The 22,124-nt window shown below is 40.2% G+C and carries 27 protein-coding genes; 19 read left to right on the top strand and 8 right to left on the bottom strand.

Annotated features, from left to right (window positions below):
- Window positions 1–96: 96 nt before the first annotated feature.
- The gene (locus MTO98_RS33990; RefSeq protein WP_243484254.1) at window positions 97–675 is read left to right on the top strand and encodes a hypothetical protein; all 579 of its coding nucleotides are present in this window, start codon (window positions 97–99) and stop codon (window positions 673–675) included.
- Window positions 676–703: 28 nt separating this feature from the next.
- On the opposite strand, the gene MTO98_RS33985 is transcribed toward MTO98_RS33990, so the two are convergent.
- Complete coding sequence (locus MTO98_RS33985) at window positions 704–907, bottom strand: hypothetical protein (RefSeq protein ID WP_243484252.1); 204 nt, start codon at window positions 905–907, stop codon at window positions 704–706.
- Window positions 908–1,212: 305 nt separating this feature from the next.
- Between MTO98_RS33985 and MTO98_RS33980 the strand changes: the two genes are divergently transcribed.
- Window positions 1,213–1,494 carry a hypothetical protein gene (locus tag MTO98_RS33980; RefSeq protein ID WP_243484250.1) on the top strand — a complete coding sequence of 94 codons (282 nt, stop codon included), beginning with the start codon at window positions 1,213–1,215 and terminating at the stop codon, window positions 1,492–1,494.
- Window positions 1,495–1,916: 422 nt separating this feature from the next.
- On the top strand, window positions 1,917–4,316 hold the full coding sequence (locus MTO98_RS33975) for an ABC transporter permease (RefSeq protein ID WP_243484248.1): 2,400 nt from the start codon (window positions 1,917–1,919) through the stop codon (window positions 4,314–4,316).
- A 76-nt stretch (window positions 4,317–4,392) separates the two neighbouring features.
- Here the strand turns inward: MTO98_RS33975 and MTO98_RS33970 are convergent, their stop codons facing one another.
- Complete coding sequence (locus tag MTO98_RS33970; RefSeq protein ID WP_243484246.1) at window positions 4,393–5,268, bottom strand: RNA polymerase sigma factor; 876 nt, start codon at window positions 5,266–5,268, stop codon at window positions 4,393–4,395.
- 390 nt (window positions 5,269–5,658) lie between these two features.
- Between MTO98_RS33970 and MTO98_RS33965 the strand changes: the two genes are divergently transcribed.
- The 4 genes from MTO98_RS33965 (at window position 5,659) to MTO98_RS33950 (ending at window position 9,469) form a co-directional block, all read left to right on the top strand.
- Window positions 5,659–6,438 (top strand): SDR family NAD(P)-dependent oxidoreductase, encoded by a 780-nt coding sequence (locus tag MTO98_RS33965; protein ID WP_243484244.1) that lies wholly within the window; start codon window positions 5,659–5,661, stop codon window positions 6,436–6,438.
- A gap of 424 nt (window positions 6,439–6,862) precedes the next feature.
- Window positions 6,863–7,591 carry a phage integrase SAM-like domain and Arm DNA-binding domain-containing protein gene (locus tag MTO98_RS33960; RefSeq protein WP_243484242.1) on the top strand — a complete coding sequence of 243 codons (729 nt, stop codon included), beginning with the start codon at window positions 6,863–6,865 and terminating at the stop codon, window positions 7,589–7,591.
- A complete protein-coding gene (locus MTO98_RS33955; RefSeq protein ID WP_243484240.1) occupies window positions 7,569–8,009 on the top strand; it encodes a tyrosine-type recombinase/integrase in 441 nt (146 codons plus the stop codon). Before MTO98_RS33960 ends, MTO98_RS33955 begins: the two co-directional genes overlap by 23 nt.
- 89 nt (window positions 8,010–8,098) lie before the next feature.
- On the top strand, window positions 8,099–9,469 hold the full coding sequence (locus tag MTO98_RS33950) for an RNA-binding domain-containing protein (protein WP_243484238.1): 1,371 nt from the start codon (window positions 8,099–8,101) through the stop codon (window positions 9,467–9,469).
- 453 nt (window positions 9,470–9,922) lie between these two features.
- Here the strand turns inward: MTO98_RS33950 and MTO98_RS33945 are convergent, their stop codons facing one another.
- A complete protein-coding gene (locus tag MTO98_RS33945) occupies window positions 9,923–10,597 on the bottom strand; it encodes a PAS domain-containing protein (RefSeq protein WP_243484236.1) in 675 nt (224 codons plus the stop codon).
- Window positions 10,598–10,776: 179 nt separating this feature from the next.
- Here MTO98_RS33945 and MTO98_RS33940 point away from each other — a divergent pair, with 179 nt between their 5' ends.
- The 3 genes from MTO98_RS33940 to MTO98_RS33930 are packed head-to-tail and all read left to right on the top strand — an operon-like array spanning window position 10,777 to window position 13,568.
- On the top strand, window positions 10,777–11,631 hold the full coding sequence (locus MTO98_RS33940; protein ID WP_243484234.1) for an NEW3 domain-containing protein: 855 nt from the start codon (window positions 10,777–10,779) through the stop codon (window positions 11,629–11,631).
- The gene (locus tag MTO98_RS33935; RefSeq protein WP_243484231.1) at window positions 11,618–12,619 is read left to right on the top strand and encodes an ABC transporter ATP-binding protein; all 1,002 of its coding nucleotides are present in this window, start codon (window positions 11,618–11,620) and stop codon (window positions 12,617–12,619) included. The genes MTO98_RS33940 and MTO98_RS33935 overlap by 14 nt, the downstream gene beginning before the upstream one ends.
- A complete protein-coding gene (locus MTO98_RS33930) occupies window positions 12,546–13,568 on the top strand; it encodes an ABC transporter permease (protein WP_243484229.1) in 1,023 nt (340 codons plus the stop codon). Before MTO98_RS33935 ends, MTO98_RS33930 begins: the two co-directional genes overlap by 74 nt.
- Before the next feature lie 248 nt (window positions 13,569–13,816).
- On the opposite strand, the gene MTO98_RS33925 is transcribed toward MTO98_RS33930, so the two are convergent.
- Complete coding sequence (locus MTO98_RS33925; protein ID WP_243484227.1) at window positions 13,817–14,149, bottom strand: single-stranded DNA-binding protein; 333 nt, start codon at window positions 14,147–14,149, stop codon at window positions 13,817–13,819.
- Window positions 14,150–14,319: 170 nt separating this feature from the next.
- Window positions 14,320–14,691: a PleD family two-component system response regulator gene (locus MTO98_RS33920; protein WP_243484225.1), complete on the bottom strand. Its 372-nt coding sequence runs from the start codon at window positions 14,689–14,691 to the stop codon at window positions 14,320–14,322.
- A gap of 87 nt (window positions 14,692–14,778) precedes the next feature.
- Between MTO98_RS33920 and MTO98_RS33915 the strand changes: the two genes are divergently transcribed.
- Both MTO98_RS33915 and MTO98_RS33910 read left to right on the top strand, forming a co-directional pair.
- Window positions 14,779–15,054: a hypothetical protein gene (locus MTO98_RS33915; RefSeq protein ID WP_243484222.1), complete on the top strand. Its 276-nt coding sequence runs from the start codon at window positions 14,779–14,781 to the stop codon at window positions 15,052–15,054.
- Between the two features lie 501 nt (window positions 15,055–15,555).
- Complete coding sequence (locus MTO98_RS33910) at window positions 15,556–15,825, top strand: helix-turn-helix domain-containing protein (RefSeq protein WP_243484220.1); 270 nt, start codon at window positions 15,556–15,558, stop codon at window positions 15,823–15,825.
- Window positions 15,826–15,845: 20 nt separating this feature from the next.
- Here the strand turns inward: MTO98_RS33910 and MTO98_RS33905 are convergent, their stop codons facing one another.
- Window positions 15,846–16,115: a hypothetical protein gene (locus MTO98_RS33905; RefSeq protein WP_243484218.1), complete on the bottom strand. Its 270-nt coding sequence runs from the start codon at window positions 16,113–16,115 to the stop codon at window positions 15,846–15,848.
- 213 nt (window positions 16,116–16,328) lie between these two features.
- On the opposite strand from MTO98_RS33905, the gene MTO98_RS33900 reads away from it, so the two are divergent.
- From MTO98_RS33900 to MTO98_RS33885, 4 genes are all read left to right on the top strand, one after another.
- Window positions 16,329–16,592 (top strand): hypothetical protein, encoded by a 264-nt coding sequence (locus MTO98_RS33900; RefSeq protein ID WP_243484215.1) that lies wholly within the window; start codon window positions 16,329–16,331, stop codon window positions 16,590–16,592.
- A gap of 439 nt (window positions 16,593–17,031) precedes the next feature.
- On the top strand, window positions 17,032–17,298 hold the full coding sequence (locus MTO98_RS33895; protein WP_243484213.1) for a helix-turn-helix domain-containing protein: 267 nt from the start codon (window positions 17,032–17,034) through the stop codon (window positions 17,296–17,298).
- Window positions 17,299–17,360: 62 nt separating this feature from the next.
- Window positions 17,361–17,633 carry a hypothetical protein gene (locus MTO98_RS33890; protein WP_243484211.1) on the top strand — a complete coding sequence of 91 codons (273 nt, stop codon included), beginning with the start codon at window positions 17,361–17,363 and terminating at the stop codon, window positions 17,631–17,633.
- Window positions 17,634–18,020: 387 nt separating this feature from the next.
- Window positions 18,021–18,254: a helix-turn-helix transcriptional regulator gene (locus MTO98_RS33885; protein WP_243484209.1), complete on the top strand. Its 234-nt coding sequence runs from the start codon at window positions 18,021–18,023 to the stop codon at window positions 18,252–18,254.
- A 201-nt stretch (window positions 18,255–18,455) separates the two neighbouring features.
- Here MTO98_RS33885 and MTO98_RS33880 read toward each other — a convergent pair whose 3' ends face one another.
- A complete protein-coding gene (locus tag MTO98_RS33880) occupies window positions 18,456–19,313 on the bottom strand; it encodes a phosphatase PAP2 family protein (protein ID WP_243484207.1) in 858 nt (285 codons plus the stop codon).
- A gap of 375 nt (window positions 19,314–19,688) precedes the next feature.
- On the opposite strand from MTO98_RS33880, the gene MTO98_RS33875 reads away from it, so the two are divergent.
- Complete coding sequence (locus MTO98_RS33875; protein WP_243484205.1) at window positions 19,689–20,399, top strand: PAS domain-containing protein; 711 nt, start codon at window positions 19,689–19,691, stop codon at window positions 20,397–20,399.
- A gap of 483 nt (window positions 20,400–20,882) precedes the next feature.
- Here MTO98_RS33875 and MTO98_RS33870 read toward each other — a convergent pair whose 3' ends face one another.
- Window positions 20,883–21,149 (bottom strand): helix-turn-helix transcriptional regulator, encoded by a 267-nt coding sequence (locus tag MTO98_RS33870; RefSeq protein ID WP_243484204.1) that lies wholly within the window; start codon window positions 21,147–21,149, stop codon window positions 20,883–20,885.
- Between the two features lie 307 nt (window positions 21,150–21,456).
- Between MTO98_RS33870 and MTO98_RS33865 the strand changes: the two genes are divergently transcribed.
- Window positions 21,457–21,606 (top strand): hypothetical protein, encoded by a 150-nt coding sequence (locus MTO98_RS33865; protein WP_243484202.1) that lies wholly within the window; start codon window positions 21,457–21,459, stop codon window positions 21,604–21,606.
- 163 nt (window positions 21,607–21,769) lie between these two features.
- Complete coding sequence (locus MTO98_RS33860; protein ID WP_243484199.1) at window positions 21,770–22,006, top strand: helix-turn-helix domain-containing protein; 237 nt, start codon at window positions 21,770–21,772, stop codon at window positions 22,004–22,006.
- Window positions 22,007–22,124: the final 118 nt, after the last annotated feature.

The raw sequence follows: 22,124 nt of genomic DNA, 5'->3' as shown, positions 1-22,124 counted from the left end.
AACATATTTATCATTAAGGGTTTAACCTTTTGTTGCGTTGTTTGTTATGTATTTGGCTATCTGATAGTGGATTGCCGTATAAATGCATAACGTGCGATGACAGAAAATACTACACTAATTGTAAGCGCATTTTCCGGACTTGCAGGCGCTTTGATTTCCCAAACGCTAACTGGTTTATTTGCTTATTTTGGTGATAAGCGCAAGGCCGGCATCGATCTAAAAAAACGCTATCGCAACAAACAGGTTGAAATAGCCGAAAGCTATTACTACGTAACCGGCGAAACGATGTCTATTCTTAAAAAGAGCGTTCAGTTATGGAAGGGCAGGAGCATAGCTCACAGTGCGGCCAGCTACCGGTCAATGACCGAAAGTTTAAACGAGGCCGATACCCAGCTCAAAAAAATGAATATCGACAACTGGAAACATAACCTCATCGGGCTTTATTTTAATGTTTCGCTCGCGTATGATGAACTGATTGCTGCAAATAATAAATCGCACGAGCTGTATCTTAACGTGCTGGATATTGCGGAGAAAGTCAAAAACGCAGATAATGATGAAGCCAGGGAAAGGTATCTCGCCAGTATAGTATTGGCATTTTTGATCTGTGCGGTCAGTACGATGCTGTTTATGAAATCCTCGCCGGCGATATGGACAAAGTTAGATCTGAATTATTAAGGAGTTTTGAATTAGACAGGTGATGAGTTTACTTATTTGAGTTGAGTTTCCCGTTTACATTATCACTAACGTGCACCACAGACATACTGGATTTTGTCAATGCTTCCCTAACCCTTGCCAATTCCTCTTTCATTGCAATTAAGTGGAATTTATATTCGGTTTCCAGTTGTTCGATCGCATCTAAAATGCGCCGTTCGCCTGCTAATAATATATCGTATTCTGTTTGTTTCATTTTGTTCTGTTTTGTGATAGGTGCTAACAACCAGCATTTGATATCCGCAGTTTTTAGGTTGTAATTATACATGCCATATGCTATGATGTGATTATGGTGCGGCATGTTTAACAAATGAAAACTTTTAGATCCCAAAATCAAAACAGAATCGACCATTAGTATAAATGTATCGACGAATGTAGGAGCTATTAATCTTACTATTTATTGTGTTGAAGCGACACAATAAATGTAACCCAAACCAAATAAAACCGTAAAAGGCTTGAAATCAGTAAAGAATGAGGGGTAGTGTGCATAAGTATTCAAACGTGAAAATTGAATTGTTGAAAAAGGAGGTTTTGATCAATGCTGATTTATCCCCGGTTACAGAGGCGGATATTGCCATTTTGGCGAACAGGATTAAAAAGGTTACGCATAAGGAATTGAGCCGAATAACCTTAAGCAGGCTCTATGGGTTTAATGAAGCCCGGTTCGGGCCGTCATTATTTGCGCTTCAGGTGCTTGCAAATTTCTGCGGTTATGAAAGCTGGGAGAAGTTTTGCGAGGGGCCACCACTTGAGTATACGACCGGCAACTCGGAGATAGCTTAAGCAATGGGCACTAAAAAACAGCCCAAAGCTAAACACGGGACAAAATACACCCAATATTAAAGGTGCCTCCGCCTGATATCACCTATACAGAAAGTATTGTTCAGTGACGTTGGCCTTGCCTGTGGTATTTTCATGCAATTATTAGTAAAGAAGGGGCATAATCCGAAAACGGACGCGTGATGTATCAAAAACGAACGCTTTTTAAACGTGCTCCATTTGTAATTTATTATTTCACAAGATATTATAAAAAAGGCATCGGTGTTGTTACCGGAATCTGTAACTATAACGATGTTGAGATATGAAATTATCATGGCATGTTACAGGAAGTTGTATGCCCCATGCAATAACGGAAGATTTGAGACCCGAACTTCCGATAGCGCCCTTTACAACTAACCAATAATGCACAAAATTGAAATAAATACATGGTACGGAATTACTTAAAAATAGCCTGGCGTAACATTGTTGCCAACAGGCTTTTTACTTTGCTTAATATTGTGGGGCTGGCTATTGGTATGTGTGTATGTATTACGTTGTTCGCCTGCATTTCCTACGAACTGAGTTTTGACCGCACTTACAAAAACTCAAAAAATATTTACCGTGTAAATACGCAAACTACTGCACAGTTTAATTATAAGGTATGGGCACAGTTACCTAATGCTGTAGGGCCCGCCATGGTTCAAAGCATACCGCAGGTTAAAACAATGGCCCGGCTCATCAAGCATGACTTCGGTGCAAGGGTATCGCTAAAAACTGATGATAAAAACTTTACCGAAAGGGGCTTATACCTTGCCGATTCGACGGTATTTGGTCTGTTTGATTTGAAGTTTATTGAGGGCACTGCACACAACGCTTTTGCCCAGCCAAAATCCATTGTAATTTCACAATCGGCCAAAGAAAGGCTGTATGGCAAAGATCAGGCCTTTGGTAAAATCGTCTGCGTAAATAACCGCGATACGTTGCATGTATCGGGCGTTTATGCCGATTTGCCCGCCAATAGCACCATTGATTGTGATATGATCTATAATATTATGGATTCATGGATGGGAAAGGATGTTTACTGGAGCAATTCAAGCTATGAAACATATTGCCTGCTGCAGCCAGGCGCAAACATAGCGCAGGTGCAGAAATTAGCCTCCGTGCTCATTAATAAAAATGTAAAAGAGGACGAAAGATACTTTACCAATTTTATATTTCAGCCGCTGGCCGATATCCATCTTTATTCGGCTGATATCCGCGAAGGTTACTCGGGCAAAATTGGCAGCATCGGTACTGTAAAAGAGTTGATGTTTTTATCTCTGCTGGTGTTGGTAATAGCGTGTATCAATTATATGAACCTGGCTACCGCACGCTCGCAAAAGCGCGCCAAGGGCGTAGGTGTTAATAAGGTTTTGGGTGCAGATAATGGTCATTTACTGGCGCTGTTTTATACCGAAACAGCCTTGCTCTCGCTCATGGCTATTGTTATAGGCTATTTTCTTGCTTTTGCTGTAAGACCATTGTTTCAAAACATTACCGGTATGGAGCTAAATACATCTGCATTTTTTGCATTGCCGATTTTGTTGGGTTTGCTCTCTATTTGGGTTTTCGTAACATTGATAGCGGGCAGCTACCCTGCATTTTCCCTGTCGCGCATTTCACCATTGGTGTTAATGAATAAACTAAAATTGAAGCACTCTTTTGCTGATTTGATCCGTCAAACGCTGGTTGTATTTCAGTTTGCCTCATCTATTATTCTTATTATTTCGGTTATTGTCATATTTCAGCAAATCCAATATGTCAGAAACCGCGATCTTGGTTATAACCCCAGGGGCGTGGTTACGGTTAACATTAAATCGGCCCAAAATAAACAGCAGGTGGCAGCATTGGCGAATGAGTTGAAGGGCATGCCTAATGTTGAAAGCATTTCGGCTGTCCAATCCATTCCGGGTGACGGAGAGAGCGGGAAAAGTGTCAGAAAATTTATTGCCGATAAGGAAGGTTTGCCGGTGAAATCCTGCCATACCGATGGTTCAATTGTAAAAACCATGCAGTTAAAGCTGTTGGCCGGCAGCTCATTGCCGTCAGGAATTGCTGATGCAGATACTTCTTGTTATGTATTGATCAATGAGGCCGTCGTAAAATATCTCGGCTTCAAATCACCGCAGGATGCAATTGGAAAATATATCGTGACAGAGATGTCAGGTAAATCTATAGTTAGTGGTGTGGTTAAAGATTTCAATTACCAATCGCTTAAAAACGAAATAGGCGGCTACGTATATTATGAAATGAATAAGGCACCGGAACCATTAAGGACATTACTCATCCGGTATAATACTACAAATCTGCCGCGCTTTATGCAGCAGTTGCAGAATACTTTTAAGGCAAATATGCCAAACTCAAGCTTTGATTATGAATTTCTGGATAATCATATCCAAAGTCTATACACTTCTGAACAGCATACGGCTCAAATAGCAACCGTGTTTTCATTCCTTGCCATTTTCTTAGCATGCCTGGGATTGTTTGGACTGGCTGCCTTTATTGCAGAACAACGAACAAAAGAGATCGGTATCCGCAAGGTGCTTGGGGCAAGTGTGCCGGGGATTGCCCGACTATTAACCGGGGATTTTTTGAAGCTGGTAGCGATAGCCATTGTAATTGCTTCGCCGGTAGCCTGGTATCTGATGAACAAATGGCTTATGGAATTTAGTTACAGGATCAACGTCAACGTGTGGGTATTTGTAATTGCCAGTGTAACAGCAATTGGCTTTGCAATGCTCACCATTAGCTCCCATGCGATAAAGGCCGCTATGGCAAACCCGGTTAAAAGTTTGAGAAGCGAATAATAATGACTGCTTATTTGCAAAGGACAAAGCCCTTAAAATATTAAGGGCTTACTTCCAACCGCTACTTAATGCTGGCCTACGATAATTGAAATAGTTCCAACACCGCCGGATCGGTTAAGATATGACGCGACTTTTCTTCATTGTCCTCCCTTGCTTCATACGGCTGTTGAGTGAATAAATAGAGATAAGGATGGGTAATGAGATAATCTATCTCACGGTTTTTGCTTTCCACAACAGCCTCTATCGAGTCGGTAAATTGACTATAAAACTTCACCGTGTCGGGCGATACAATACCATCCCTGATATATTCCTTTGTTTTCTTTTGGCAGCGGCAGGGTGCGGCTGCGTTGATCAATCCGCATTTGTCCTCCATAAATTTGAATAGGTCTTCTTTGGCACGCTGAAGCTGTTTTCTGAAGTTTTCGGGAGTAATATCAAGGATTTCAGCGGCAACATTCGATTTCAGATTGAAAATAGCACCAAGGATAAAAACCATGCGCTGTTGCCTGTCCAGGCAAATAAGCGTACCCGAGAGGCATTTATTTCGGGTCCAGTCGATTGCCTTTTCATTTTCAGCCTGTTCATCCGGCATCATCTCCTGGTCATTATAACTGTTGTCCAGGAAGTCGCCATACACATCAAAGGAAACGACCGACTTTTCAACTTTCTTTCTTTTGGTATCGATGAACTGGTTATAGACTATCCGGTACATCCAGGTGCGGAAGCTGCTGTTGCCCTGAAACTTATCTAATTTAGATACCAGTGTAAGTAAAACCTCCTGCGTTAGGTCGGCCGCCTCATCCCTGTCGCCCAGAAATTTTAATGCAAGATTATAAATAAACCGTTGATGACGGTTGATTAACTGATCAAGCGCGGCTTCTGATCCCTCAAAAGACTTTTTGACCAGCGTAAGATCATCTTCCTCGTTATAGGATTTGCTAAAAGGCGTCATCTGTCGAAATATGAGTGGATTAAATTTATAATTAATGCTTTATCAAGTACCCATGGCGATACCACTCTGCGCGAATGGCAACCAGCGGGAAACAGGCAATTTCATCAATGATTCCTGTTATGGAACCCAAAATAAAATCTTTCATCAGTCCATTTTTCCTTGCCAGACAGGAATCTGACCTCACCTGAAAGGCATGTGAAAAAAGGTGATGATGAAGGCCAGTTTATTCACAAAGTTAAATAACCCTTAAAATACACGTTCACAGCGATGTAAATTTTCATCTGGATATTTCACCGCCCCGGCAGGTTGAATCTTTTCCTGGCTTAGCATGAAATGTTTGTCACGGAATTTGAAAGTTACGTCAAAGGGTAAAATAAAATAATTAAGAATATGAAAACTCAGGATCTGAAAGGAAAAACAGCATTGGTTGTAGGCGGAACCAGTGGTATGGGCAAAGCAACTGCAACATTGCTTGCCGAAAGAGGCGCAAACGTTATCGTAGCCAGCAAAAGAAAAGAATCAGTTGTTGAAACGGTAACAGAACTCTCAAACAATAACCCCGACAGCAAAATTGCAGGCAATGTTGTTGACATTACCAACACGGATAGCGTAAAGGCATTTATTTCAGAAATTGAAAAGGAAAGCAGCATCGATTACCTGGTGAATGCATCCGGTATCTTCAGGCCGAAACCATTCCTGGAGACAACACCAGAAGAATACGCAGCACTTTTGGACATCAACACAGGATTTTATTTCATTTCACAGGCAGTAGCAAAAAAAATGAAAGAAAATGGAGGCGGATCGATCGTGAACATCGGTTCTTACTGGTCAGACAATGTGGTAAAAGGAATGCCAACTTCTGCTTATTCTGTAGCGAAGGCAGGTTTGCATGCGTTGACTAAACACCTGGCCGTGGAACTGGCCCCCGAAAATATTCGTGTTAATGCCATCGCACCCGGTCTGTTCGTAACTAATGTGTTAAACGATGTTGTAGGGGTTGACAAAGTTGAAGAAACTTACAACAGCCTGTTAAGTTTGAATCCGTTGGGCAAAAATGGTAAGCCAGAGCAGGCGGCCGGCGCAATCGTATTCCTCTTATCAGACGAAAGCGCGTTCACTACTGGTGCTATTTTAGCCGTAGACGGTGGCATGTCAACCGGCCGCGGTTGATCATAGTTACTGAATAAGGGCTTTGCAGCTATGGTGTCATCTTTTCTGTTTTATACCTAAGATGACATTATAACTGTGAAGCCCTCTCGTTGTATTATTATTTATCAGGTAAAGCGAGTTGTAAAGCAACAAGACCAATCAGAAGCCATTCTGATTGGTCTTGTTAAGTCGGGATGGCGGGATTCGAACCCACGACCTCCAGCACCCCATGCTTACTTGTCTCTCTTTTTTATTGATCAAAAACTGCTTAAATTGGCTTTAAATGCACTTTTTCCGTTTTTTCACAATTGTATTTTGAGTTAAATTTAGCTATTTTAGACCCAATTGTTAGACCTATGTTAGACCTGATTTTATTCAAAAAAAGGCCTTAACTTGTCTAAAATGAAGTTTTTAGTGTTTAAAAATAATTAATGTTAGACCTATTATGGCAATTAACATCAAAATAATTTTAAGAATTAATAAGACCCTTCCTAATGGGGAGCATCCGATTGTGTTTCGAATTACCGAGGAAAGGCGTAATTATGAGCTTGCTACGAAAAAGTCATCATCGTTAAAGGACTGGGATGGGCGTACCCAGACGGTTCACACAAGCCATCCCAACCACAAGCCTATCAATGCTTTATTGAACAATATTAAAGTTAAAACAACATTATATTTCGCAAGTTTACCGGACGACCAGCAGCCCCGTATTGGTGCAATAAAAGAAATAGTTGCGCGGTTGACAGGAGCCATACAGAAAGCGCCAACTAAAAAGATACTGGAGTTTTTCGATGACGAAATTAGTAGATTGAAGACCATGGATAGATTAGGATATGCTTCTGTTCATATAATGACGAAAAACCGTTTAAGCAAATTCATGAACCATATCGACATGGCTTTTGAGGATATCGATTTAAATTTCATTCGAAGATTTGAGGATTGGATGATAAAGAAAGATATCGCTGTGACAACTAGAAGTATTGACCTGCGAACATTCCGTACGGTATGGCGAAACGCTATAAAGGAGAAGCATTGTAAAGAAAATCACTACCCATTCAAAGATTTTGCTTTTTCTAAATACAATAATCCAAAAACGAAGAAGCGTGCGATTACCCAAGAGCAGTTTAAAAAAATTGCGAATCTTGAATTAGATGAAATGGACAAATATAATTGATGGTAATCTTAACTATATTAGAGCCAAGACAAAAGAAGAATTTGATTTCAAATTACATCCCGAGGCTTTACGGCTTTTAGCCTTCTATAAAACAATGGAAGGCAATAGTGATGATGGCTATGTTTTCCCGATACTTTATAAACGACATGCCTCTGTTCGCTCAAAGCGAGACCGTCGAATGAAAATTCTGAAGCGGGTAAATCAGGATTTGAAAATAATTTCGAAAAAGGCGGAGATAGAGAAGAATATCACAACTTATGTCGCTCGGCATACCTATGCTACAACGCTCAAAGCAAAGGGATTAACTATCGAAGAAATAGGAAAAACCTTGGGACATGATAGCACAAAAACCACCGAAATATATCTTGATGAAATAGGGGATCCGCTGTTTGACGATCGCATCAATGAAAGCATTTGATATTAATGTCTTTGTATGGTATCGACTTTGTGGACAATATATAGATGATTATTAAGTGCGTTAGAGAAGATGCATTTTAAAACGAATTCATGCAGGAAGATTATAAAATAGAATTTAAAAGTAACTTTTCAGAAGGTGTAATTGAGAGTTTGGTAGCCTTTGCAAATACCAAAGGAGGAAAGGTGCTTATTGGAATTGACAACAAAGGCAATCCCGTTAATAATTTCATCATCGGTTCAGAAAGTCTTCAAACATGGATTAATGAAATCAAAAATAAAACTCAACCCAGTATAATCCCCAACGCTGAAGTTATTCAAATTCAGGGTAAAAATATAGCATCCCTATCAATTCAGGAATTTCCGGTTAAGCCGGTCGCTTTTAGGGGGCGCTATTTTAAACGGGTAAATAATTCCAATCATCAATTATCTGTAGTTGAAATAGCAGACCTGAGTTTACAATCACTTCAACTTTCATGGGATGCCTATCCTGCACATGGGAGAACAATTGCTGATATTGATTTGGAGAAGGTTGAAAAGTTTGTCAAAAAAGTAAATGAAGCCGGTCGCTTTTTGCTAGAAGATACCACGATGGGCAATTTGAAAAAGCTGAAATTTATTAAAGGTGACACAATCACTAATGCTGCTTGGCTTCTTTTCGGCAAACATGCCACAGGCTACAACATCCATCTTGGGCGATTTAAAACACCAACTTTGATTATCGATGATAAGATGCTGAATGGCACTCTGTTTGAAATGGTCGAGGAAACCATGCGTTACCTCATTTCTTGGCTTAAAGTTGCCTTTGAAATAAAAGGCATGCCGACGCAAAGGACTGAGATATTCGAATATCCGTTACCCGCTTTGCGTGAAATAGTGTTGAACGCATTGATCCACCGAGACTATTTAAGTCCTGCTGATGTGCAAATAAAAATATTTGATAATAATATTACCTTTTTCAATCCCGGTAAATTATTTGGCGATCAAACGGTTAATGATTTAAAAAAGGACAGCTATCAGGCATTTGCTCGTAATAAGTTAATCGCAGAAGCATTTTACCTTACCGGAGATATTGAGAAGTATGGGAGCGGTTTTTTAAGAATTAGGAAGGAGTTAAAGTCTTATCCATCGATGGATCTATCATTTGATGAAGTCCCCAATGGATTTTTAATAGCCTTAAGTTATCAAGAGCAAAAAATCAGTACAAGCCAGCTTAATGACAATGAGGGATTAAATGAGGGATTAAATGAGGGATTAAATGAGGGATTAAAATCATTGTTGAAAATCATTGCCAAGAATCCTGGCATACAAGCTAAAGCTTTGCCTTCATTGTTGGAAAATAGGCCTTTGAAAACTATTGAACGTCAAATTAAAGAATTAGTATCGCAAAATCTTGTTGAACGGCGAGGAAGCCGTAAAACAGGCGGATATTTTATGTCTTCGGACCAAATAGATAACAGTTAAGCTTCGCAAATCAGGAAGAAAAGAGCTGGTCGCTTCGCGAAAGCGTATCAACTGTAAACCCATTTCAGGACGAGTCAGAGGAGCAAGCAAAGTTGGGCTTTTGAGTAAACCCCAAGGATACTTTAACGTCCTATAGCTGGCGAAGAAAAAGAAAAAAGTATACTGTGCAGTATACCATATATTTGAATAAGCACTTAAAAGATCTGCAAAAAAAATATGAATAGGGAAATCCTAAGCAATTAGCCGACCAAAAATGATGACTTCTAAGTGTAATTCCTTACATCTAATAATCCCGTTCCATTTTGGCATATCAAGCAGAAACAATAACCCATTGAACTCTTGCGCTCACTCAATTTGCACTAAAATATTAGTTTCGAATTAATTGGAGTATTTATTCAATTGATATCTGTCATGGTTTGGGTTTGACAAATAGGTAACGCACTAAAGCATTATTTATCTGGTCAATCTTTTTGCGAATTGCTCAAGCCGCTCGACTGCTTGAAGCGCGGACGAGAGGCTTTTGTGCAGGAAAACCGGATTTAACGACAACCCCTTGCGTTGCAAGATTTGAAGTGTTCCTTTTATCGTGGTTAAAGGCGTACGCCACTCATGGCTGATCCATGATCGCCGTCCATACAACGAGCCGTCAAAAGGTGAGGGCACTTCTCTTTGTATACCCACCAGGTGTAATAGTTTTCCATCATTGTCAAAGACTGGGGATAAGGATAGCTCATTCAGAAATGACACGCCATCCTTTCTGTAATTTTTCAGCACCACAGTACAATTTTTACTTTCGCTTATTGCTTCCCGAACAAGGCTAAGGGCACTTTGAGATCGGTCATGACCTTGAAGGAAACGGCAGTTCCGACCTATGACCTCGTCTTTCGTATAGCCCGTAAGTCTCTCAAAAGCAGGGTTGCAAAATATAATGGGGTCATCCGGTTTGGAATGATCAGTGATTATGACGCTATTGCTCGAAGCATTGACCGCTTCAGCTAAAATCGATAGATCCGTAGATAAAATTCCAGCTTGCATGATAATTCGTTTTACAAATATAATATCACGATGATTTATTTTAAAGATGAGGAAGAAGTATTGACATTTAAATATGGTGGTTTCTGCTTCCAATATTATAAAATCAGCCATGCCTCGGTTTGCTACTTCTCGTGTTCATTTGTTAAAAAATGTTAAACCTATTGCAGGATTTTGAAGAGGTTTTTTTATTTGAACCATCATTTTTTAATCCTTAAACAAATTTTTCGAAGCATTTTTTGAAAGCTATTATTAATCATTCTAGTCGTTGAATTATGTTAATTAAATTATCTACAACACCATCAGGCGTCTTACGCCAGACCACCCTCTTCCTTTTCCTAATTCTTATTTCTTCTATGAGTCATGCACAGCAATTGCCCGCTCAGTCGATTTCCGGATCAGGGTTCAGCGCCAAGCTCGTGAACATCGAAGCGGCGACCAACGAAACCTTCCGCTACAGCACGACGTTACGAAACGGATCGTCCACAACACATTTGTATGACTTACAGACCGTGCTTCCGCCTGGTTGGATCATAGCCTTCAAAGCCGAAAGCAGCCAGGTGACTTCTATCAGTGTAGATGCAGGCAAATCGCAGGATATCTCCGTCGAGATCAATGCTTCACCGGAAGCCAAGCCAGGAAAATATAAAATTCCGATTGATGCCATTTCCGGTAAGGATACGATAGCTTTGACGCTCGAAGCGGTCGTCAAGGGTACCTATGGTTTGACCCTAACCACACCGACAGGCAGGTTAAGTGAGGATGTTACATCCGGAAGCCAAAAACAGCTTCAACTGGTTGTCAAAAATTCCGGCACCTTGCCCCTCAGCAATATCAGCTTCTCCAATCAGTTGCCGACAGGATGGGAAGCGAGTTTCGAACCGGCCAATATCACCGCGCTGGAGCCCGCAAAATCTCAAAACATAACACTAACCCTCAAAGTGCCGGATAAGACACTTGCCGGGGACTATGCCGCTACCATCACCGCATCGAACATCAGTACAAATTCCCAGGCGGCTTTCAGGCTTAGTGTTAAAACATCGCTACTGGCTGGTTGGCTCGGTATAACCGTCATTCTCGTTGCTATCGGTATCGTTTATTACCTTATTCGTAAATATGGCCGAAGATAATCGATATATGCAGATGGAAATTCCTATCATACAATTAAAGGGCCTGACTAAACGCTACGGCAGTCACCTGGCTGTCGATAATTTAAATTTGCAGGTAAATAAAGGAGAGATCTTCGGCTTGCTCGGGCCTAACGGAGCGGGGAAAACCACCAGCATACTCATGATGCTGGGCCTGACCGAACCGACCAAAGGATCAGCACTGGTATGCGGATATAATGCTACCACCGATCCCATCAAAGTAAAGACGAAAGTCGGCTATATGCCGGATAGTGTTGGCTTTTATGATCACATGACCGCGTTGGACAACCTGCTGTATATCGGTAGGCTTAATGGCCTGGCAGAACATCAGCTTAAGCATAAAGTAGAATTGGTGCTTGAGCTTGTCGGGCTGAACGAGGCGGGGCTTAAAAAAACTGCCACATTTTCCAGGGGCATGAAGCAACGTCTGGGCCTTGCGGAAGTGCTCATCAAGGACCCGGAGGTGATCATCTTAGATGAACCTACGCTTGGGATCGATCCCACCGGCGTTAAAGATTTTTTAGTGTTGATTAGGAAGCTGAGCCGGGAACAGGGCCTGACCGTCTTACTATCGTCGCACCATTTACATCATGTACAGCAGGTCTGTGATCGGGTAGGTATATTTGTAGAGGGGCGGCTTCTGGCAGAAGGAGACCTGCCCCGGCTTGCTGAGCAATTATTTGGAAAGAACGGCTATGTTACCTCAATTGCCCTCGACGAGCATTTAAGCCATCCCTGGCCACCGGAACGGGTGCTGCAGGGCTGGGACGCCATCGATGATATTTCATATCAGGGTGAAACGATAGTGTTCAGCTGCAACAGGAATATTACCCCGTCCCTGGTACGTTTCTTAGTCGAAAATGATCATAACATCATCAGTGTAAATCAAAAAAATTATGGACTTGACGATATTTATCAAAGATATTTTGAAACCCAAACCGGAAAAAGTGATTACAAAAGGACAGCCTGAGAGGGGCGCGTTCGCTGTGATGCTACGTAAGGAAACAACTGACCATATACGTAGCTGGCGCTTCATTGTCCTGGTTGCACTGATTGTCCTGACATTTATAGCTGCTATTTATACTTCGCTTTCAAACATTAAGCCAACTGGCGCTATGTTCCCTAATCCGGATCAGAATTTTCTTTATCTTAAGTTGCTGACAGTAACGGATAACACCATTCCGCCTTTTCACATTTTTTTGAGTTTTTTAGCACCCTTGCTGGGTATCGGTTTGGGCTTTGATGCCATCAATTCTGAAAAGAACAACGGTACACTTATACGGCTCATGGCCCAGCCGGTCTACCGGGATAACCTTTTGCTCGCGAAATTCAGCAGCGCCCTGCTGATCATAAGCAGTCTATTTATAGTTCTCGCGTTACTGATGATCGGTGCAGGCCTTATCTTGACGGGCGTAAGGATGGAACCCGACGAGGTACTTAGAATTACTGGTTTTGTTTTCGTCACAATCACTTATGTCGCGTTTTGGCTGGCCTTGTCCATGACGCTTTCCATTGTATTCAAACAAGCTGCCACTTCGGCTATCACCTGTATAGGTCTTTGGCTTTTTTTTACAGTGTTTTACCAGATATTGGTTAACGTGGCGCTGAGATCGCTGTTGCCGGACGCTGCACAACTTACCCAGGAGCAGGCGATTGCCTATAACGATGTTGTGTTGAACATCCTGCGCATATCTCCTAATCAGCTTTACACGGATGCGGTTACAACGCTGCTCATGCCATCAGTTCGGAGTCTCGGGCCGCTGACGATGGAACAAATGGCGGGTGCAATTCCTTCGCCATTGCCGTTTACCCAGAGCCTGCTGGTGGTGTGGCCACAATTCAGCGGCCTGTTAGCCTCGGTGACCTGTTGTTTTGGTTTGGCATATTATCTATTCATGCGCCGGGAAATTCGAAGCTAACGTGCTATGTATTTTCGAGCAAACCGAATGCGAGGTGAGGATCAAATGATGAGGCAAAGTCGTTAACAAGTAAGCCTTTTCAGTGCGTACACCGATCAACATATAAGCGAATCGTATTGCTGCTTATAAGCTAAAAACCTGTAGCGACCTAAAGTGAGAGCAAGCACTCCACTTTAGGTTACTAAAATCCAGTAACAGCCGAAATCTAAATTGAGAAAAGCAACGCTTGTTTAATACGGTAGATTGACTTAGGAACATTGTCCGCCGAGTACTTCAAAGTGGTCAGCCGATATTTCCGTTACGTATTTCTTAAGGCCAGTTCGATCTATGATATTTCGTGTACGTATCTTCCCTTCGATATAAACAAGTTGACCTTTTTTTAGCTGTACTGACCTTTCCGCCAAAGATCGCCACATGACTATGTTATGCCATTCGGTGACAGCTTTTTGCTGCTCCCCTCTGCCGGTTATTTCCGATGTTGCAAGTGGGAAGGATGAGACGGCGACGCCATTATCGAGATAACGTAAATCCGGGTCTTTGCCTAAATGACCGGCTAAAAACACCTTATTAATACCAGCCATAGTGGAGTAATTAAGATTTGAATGCAAATTAACTTCCAAAGTTTGATTTCTGTTGAATAGCAGGTGTAAAAAGGTATCAATCGGTTATTTATGCGCTCAATATTCGTTCAAGTTGCTGATAGCAATGTGGTCTTTTTTTTAATAAATTCCTCGCTAAAATGTTGGAATGTTTAAGATAACACTTTTTCGTACAGCCATAAATCAACTTTGGTTAAAAGATCGTCTATGTCAAAAGGTTTTGACAGAAAATCGTCCGCACCGCTTTCTTTAGCAGATTCTGCTAAGTTGTTTGCCGCAGAAATCAGTATGATGGGAATATTTGCTGTATGCTTATTGTTTTTCAGACCTTTACAAAGTTGACTGCCGAGGCCATCATTAAGCCAGTCATCCAGCAAAATCAAATCGGCCGTATTTTGACGTAACTTTTCAAAAGAAACGATATCGCTAACTGCCTCCACGGTCATGCCATGTTCTTCCAGGACATAGCGAATAATTTGCAGTATGTCATCATCGTCGTCAACGACAATTATTCTTTTTCGCATAGGGGTCTTCATGAGGTTGGAAATTTATCTCTGTATAGGAAAACCAGCAGAGCAGACGTTTCGTATTTTCTTTTAAAATAAACCTAAATGTCTCCTCTTTCACACTGCCTGGAAGCGCTGAAACTGTCGGTGCTTGCCAAATGCTCGCTTACGTCGATGACGCCTTTTCACGCAGGTCACGTCGCCGCTTCCGTTTTGTCCTTCACTAAGTATCAGCTTTCAGAAACGACAATCCTTAGGCTTTACGGCTATCTGTCATCGAAATTCCCACCCTCCCGCTTTACCAAGGACGTGCTTGCCATATTTTGTGGGTATGCAAATTATCCGGCATTTTGTGAACTGCAAAAACAGAAAGCGGGATAAAGAATATAGCAATCTTCCTTAGTCAAAAACATCATTTCTTACATTGGCAACCTTGTTATCTATTTCGCCGTAAAAGATAGTAGAACACTATTCTCTTTATAGTTACCCACATCTTAAACACATGCTTCTTACGACACCATTAGTGTCCACTGGCATTATATTTTCCGATACACTAATTTTGCGCCCGTGCCTTTTGGCTCGGGCTTGTTTTTTTGCCAATGACAATTACACAGGCAATGACCTGATTTCAATCAAAACCGGAATGCCCTGGAACCGGAGTGCTTAAACCAATGCAATATTTCATTCTAGGAAAAACAGACAATATATATGTCTCAATAATTAATATTTAGTTAAATTTGCTCGGTCTGGAATCAAACTTCTTTCAATAACATTCATTTTAGGAGAATTTTTTTACCGATAAAATATTTGCAAAACAATTATTAGTTCAGCAGGTTATGTTTCTTGGTTTAGAGCTTTTGGCTCTATGCGCTTTGGCTATCTATGGAACAAATTAAAGATCAAATTACACCAATTCTCGAATACATAAGACAACTACGGGAAAGCAAACATTACTCACAAGATTACCTGGCTTACCGACTTGACATCGGCCAAAATGCATACAGCAAGCTTGAACTCGGATATAGCAAGCTCTCCGTTCAACGCCTTATCGAAATAGCGGCGGTGCTGGAGGTCGATGTCGTAGAGTTGATAGAGCATCGGATTGATTCCCAAAAAGTAAGCACCATCGATGATTTAATGGAATTAACTTAGGTTTGAAACATACGCGACTTTTACAATGCAAAAGTACCCAGACATTTCTTGAACAGCATCAGCGCGAGGCGCTGGACCTCTATAGGCAATACGACGTTTGCTTGCTGTTTTAAACGGAAACAAGGGAGGCCGAAGCTACTGTGCGCAATCACCATTTCAAAGCACTCAGCGAGAGTGGTATAGTGATATAAGCCTAAAAGAGATTGGTTGGCAATATCGTACACTGCAAGCCGTGAAACAAATTGTTCTTTTCTTACGGTAAATTCCGTCGTACCTGGTCTGCTGCCCATCTATCATTCCCTTTGCACTTTATACGGTGGGTAATCACAAATGTTAGAATATTATGATATTGATTATAATAAGTGAGGAAATTGCAGGTATGAAATGACATTAAGACTGTGAAAGACGATTTCAGATACTATTGCGCTATCGATTACCTAACGGGTATGACCTTGTATCTTCTATCCTTATAGCAATGGAATAAACTTTGCATGCTATACTATATGGAAGCATATACCTACCATTTAGTAGCAAGTCATGGCATAGATGTCATCATCATTCCTGAACTGGATTGCCGGCTTGTCGTGATAGAAAAAAAGGATTATTCACCTATGCAAGACGATCTAGTACTTTGTGCGGTTATCGGAATGCGTTCGCTTGTATTTCGGGTGATCCGTTATCAGTATGAAGACTTGTCACCATTACACGCGGCAATACGCTGGTATGCCTACCATCTTCATTATCCGCTAATAAATCTCTCCGCATAGCTATCTTCCAACTGACATATTAATTCCGACCGGACCTGGCCTGCAATAATAGCTTTGCCTTTACCGTTGCCGAAGCGATCGTAACCTTTAGTGATGCAATGCGTACTAAATGTTAAAAGTTCGGACATGAATAATCAAAAGTTCAAGATATTGATTTATATTATTCACTTTTTCAGCGTCATCACGTTAGCAAAATATTGGCAAAACGGCATTAAGCTGGTATTTAGGAAGTCTGTAAGTAAGTAAGTAAGTAAGTAAGTAATGAATTGATTACCAGCTTTATTACGTGAGTAATAGGCTCCCCATAATGAGCAAAATATTCGCGCCTTGTTTTTTATTTCTATTATTCCTAATAGGGGTAAAATAGGTCTCAAAATTGTATGCTACGGCTTACTCTTCATATTCTTGCGAATTATGAAGATCAGTAATTTAACAATACATGGAACAGTCAGCACAGGAGCGGGTAAAATCAATATTAAAGAATATACGTATCATTCGCGAACAAAAAGAGTATTCGCAAGGATATTTGGCAGCGAAACTTGGAATTAGTCAAAACGCTTACAGTAAGATGGAGCTGGGTCACACTCTGTTGACGGTTGAACGCCTTTTTCTAATCGCAATGGTACTTGAAACGGATATCACGAAACTTTACCAGCAAGGAATATTGGAAAATTATGATGGGGGCAATTTAGAGGAGAGCGCCTGAATTTATAAACCAATTCATTTGGTTCAAGATGGCTGAAAGTTAAAGATTTTTTATCTTTCGGAATGATTTCCGATTTGCAACGCGCATTCCTTACTGCCCGGACAATTTTACCTTCGGGCTATAATGAACATGTCGATGTTATTGTCATAGCAACTGGTAAAGGACCAGGGCTATGGACACCTCATTTCGTATACCTGGCAGACGAAACACGTTATTTTATCTTTGTCCGTGATGCAGAGCGTTCTAATTGGGTATGTACCGATAAACGACTACAGGATTGGCTCGATGTCAGTAATATTCTTGCATTACGCCTGCTTGAAGAAGTTGGGCAATAAGATATATTTCGCTAAAATTTTATCAAACAAAACGTTATACACAGTGTTAAAAATCCGTTGCGTAGACAACTTCTAACAAATAGAAGATAGGTTACAAAGGGCTGGAAATTCCGGCCTTTTGTAGTGTTATTGATGTTAAAACGGCTGGGACGCTTTTTTTAATCAGGTAAAACATTTCCTAAATCAGGATATATTATTGGTTTATGGCATTGTCATTATGCCTAATCTTCATTCAGTAAATTAAACATAAAGCCGGTTTAATGCCCGGCTTTATGTTTTAACCTGGATTAAAAGATTCCCACTTTTTGCAATGGGGTTGTTATTTTTCCACAACCAATCGTTGTAGAATCCCAGATCACTGTATCTTTATCAAAAACCTTTTACCTTATGGATGAAAAAGCCAAAGCGCGCGCGCTTCGAATCAAAGCCGGACATAAATTTGCACTTGAGCGGGCATATCGTTCGCTTACGAGAGAGCAGGTTGCTGAAACAACTGGGATTCAGATTGAAACGGTTATCGCTATAGAGGAAGGGTTATCAGACTTTCTAGTAGAAGATATGTTGGCGCTGCTCGATGCGTTTGATATCGATATAAAGGAATTCTTTGCCGATTTAATTTAACAAGTCTCCTTTCAAAAGAAAAATTGTAAATGTACTTAGAAGGAGCATTGTAAAAAGATTTATCCTGCAGAATAACACATCATTGGATAGATGGGACTTTTCAAAAGCTCATAAAAAATATTAGAATGCCGAGGAGACTCGTTTAATAAGTTAAAAAACATGTTAAAAGCTTACTGAAACATCAGCTGTTTTAATCTTCAGCTACAAAGACATGGCGAAGTGCAGGCCTAACGCTCCATTGTTGAGTGATGGCAATAATATAGAACTGCTGCCCTCTTTTTTCTTTTTTTGAAATTCTTTAGGAAGATTTCTGTTTTTCTCCTTTTCACGACCTGCTTTGAAAAGATTATTTCGGATGTAAGGATATAACAAGTATGCTGCTTTTGTAGATAAGATGCCAAAGCCTGCCCCCGCTATCACGTCACTGAACCAGTGATCTTTATGATAGATCCTGAAAATCCCTGTCGTGGTCGCGAATGCATATCCAATGACACTATAGGCAGCTGAATTATCACCTAGTTCCTGCGACATAAATTCGGCCCCGGCAAAGGCATTGCCGGTATGGCCGGAGGGAAATGAGTTATAATCACTATTATCAGGCCTTAACCTATGCGTTACTTTTTTCAATGTAAAGGTGCTGATGTTTAACATACCTTGGGCCATGACGTAAATCAAAGTGCGATCGATAAAAGTGTTTTTGCCATGAATTCCAGCGAGATTTAACCCATACACTAACACCGGGGGAGCATATTGTAGGTAATTCTCAATATGGCTCCTGGTTGCAAAATTATGCTCTCCTGCTTCCTTGTAAATGTAACGATCCAATCGTCGCAATGGATGTAACGCAAAAGAACTTGCACCATAAGCGATCAATACCGCAGGTGGGATTAAAGTTATAGATTTACTGTGCAGGTGCCTTACGGTGTCCGGTGCTGTTAAAATATCTTTTTTTAGGGTATCCGCAATATTGATTTTCCGTGCCGTATCTGAAGAAGTATTTTGTGCATACAGCTTAAAAGTCAAAGTGGATAATAAGAGAACGTAGATAATTCTTTCCATAAAGTGATCTTATAAGGATCGTTCGTATAAAAATGTTTGCTTTAACATAATCTATTATGCTTAAATCATATCTGGATGTGATTGGACATAATGATTAAAGCTTTGCACGTTGTGGATTAATTTAGCCGAATATTTATCAAAAAGTTAACGTAATTCCTAAACCATATTTTCTATCGAAAATACTATCAAGAGTTTCGATAACTGTCTATCCATCGATGTGAATATCGCAGTTGCAATAACGCTCAACTTTTGATCAACAATACTAACCAAGAGTTAATCACAGTGTTGTAATTAAACGGTGAATGGGTGTTTAAACGGGTTGTTTTAGCTGTAGTTAAAAATTATCTTTGAATAACTAAGCTGCCGATCCTTGTCATGAATAATAACGTCCTCCACATCTTCAAACCACTCATTGAATCCCTCAGCGTGGGTTCACCAATACAGAATATGCTGTTCTACAGCTTTATTTTGTTCCTTCTATTGGTTAATATTTTTTTAGTGAGGCGAAAACGCGGTGCGTTGATGAATCCACTTGCAGTTGACGATGAGATTGATACTGATGAAAAACTACCCAGCTATGAATACCTATATCAGCGAATCAAAAATTTGGAAGCAGTAAATGCTTCGTTAAAAACTGAGCTACTGACTTTAGGTGAGGAATTAGAATTATCTTACAATAAATATGACAGGCTCAATTACCAGCTAACAGATATTTTAGAGTGTTTAGAATTGACCGTATCATATGATGAGAAATTGTGGGATTGGTCGATTGATCCGTCCAGTGGTGAACTTACTTTATCTGAATACGGCTTGAGGGTTCGCGGGTATACTCCAGGAACGAAGTTAACATGGAATGATGCCCTCAATCTAGTAAGTGATGACTATAGGAAGCAAGTCGAAACTGCTTTGAATATTTCTTTAAATACAGGAGCCGATTTCACGATGGTTTATAAGATCATGCCAATAAATGGAACTCGTGAACGATGGGTACGTTCTTTCGGCAAAATGATTTTCAGAGATGATGGGACCTCATTAAGATTAGAAGGGAAATTTACGTTTACGCTTAACGAACAATTGCTGACTTAAGTCTTATTGATAATTTTCTGTTGCTTTTTCAAGAGCTAAATGTTATGGTTACCTGAAATGTCTCTCGATAGCATTTTTGAATAGCCATGGAATTTTTTACATTTTAAAAATAGTTTTTGAAAGAGGCATTAACAAATGCTCACCCTGAATATTAAACAAGTGAGATAACGGCATTCAACGGTTCTAACGTTATTAAATTTCTCCTTAAAGGGTATCCTCATTAAATACACCGCAAAATAAGTTATGCTGAGACAACGGTTGCCTCTCTGTAATGCTTGACCATACTGTTTCGGGCCCATTTGACCAATGAGTTGTGTTAATGCGATTAAATTTAAAATGTGTGGTTCTGGCAGATAGCCTGGTCAAAGTGTGCCAGAATTTGAAGAAGATATTTCCGGAACGCAATGATCAACGGCTTCGAAATATCCACTATTATCTCAGAGCATAAGGATTTAATAAAGCAAAAACTGCCATACGAAGTACTCAGACCGCATCTTTCATATCAAGCCAACAGCGGCATTTAACTACTCGCATCGTATTCCTTTGGAAAATTGAATCTGCATCCGTATCTAATACATAAATAAGCTTATAGAGCTGCTCCAATGTAATTTTTATGACGCCCTGTTCGATGAGATCATAGACGGCTTCGTTCAATCCCATCTTTTTACTCACATAAGCCAGTGTATAGTTCCGGTTTTCCCTAATGACACGAATATTAAAGAGAACATGGTCAACTGCCGATCCGTTCATAAATACGCTTTATCTATCTATTTTAACGAAACCAAAGTGCATAGGGTTTTAGGTATAGGTGATTTCAAACAAGTTCCTTATTAAATGAAGGTGTTTTCATGATTAGCGTTCCCTATGACAGGTAACATCTGCGAATTCAATTGTAAGCGTTTTTAAAACCCCAATAATCCCGTTGAATAAACAAGGTGAAATGCCACAAGCATCGTCTGAAAAAACATACATATCGATAGTCATCGGAAGTTCAATTCCTTTTTATGATGTTTGGCACAATATTTATAGAATTGAAACATATCTACATCAAACTAACATGAAAACAACCACCGCTAAATACTCGGCATTGCTAAAAAAAACAGACCGGGAATTGAATGTTATTTTAGAGAACGATATGCGTAAGACACATCCAACAAAAGATGCCGCTATCAGAAACGCGTTCTTTCTACTGCTTATTGCAGCCTAATATATACATCTACCTATGTGATTAAAGCGTTCAATGAACGCTTTTTTTGTACCCTGATACGATAGTATTTTTGAAATGAAAGCCTATACTCCATTTAGCTTTATTCATTCAAAAACCGGTGAATTGCAATTTGCGTTTGTTTGTTAAAAGATTAACAAGAAAAATGCTTACTGAAGAAATTGTAGCCAGTCGTATCCGTGCAATTAGAGTAGCAAATAATTACAGCCAATATTATATGGCTTATAAATTGGGAATTTCTCAAAACACTTTTAGTAAAATCGAGATAGGGAACGTAAAATTAACGCTTTCCAGGTTGATCGATATAGCGAAAGTACTTGAAATCGCACCTGATGAGTTACTTAAATATCAACCTGAGCCTAAGCTAGAAATTGGTGGTTAACCTCTTCTACTATTTTTTCTTAAGATAAACCTATAGCTTAAATTGTTAATCAATAGAGACATGGCATGGGCTTTTTTCTTAACTTAATTTACTTTTGTTTAAATCTTGTTACGAAGCT

Origin of the sequence: Mucilaginibacter sp. SMC90, assembly GCF_022811725.1 — a bacterium.
Classification (GTDB): domain Bacteria; phylum Bacteroidota; class Bacteroidia; order Sphingobacteriales; family Sphingobacteriaceae; genus Mucilaginibacter.
This window is presented reverse-complemented; position numbering and strand designations above follow the sequence as displayed.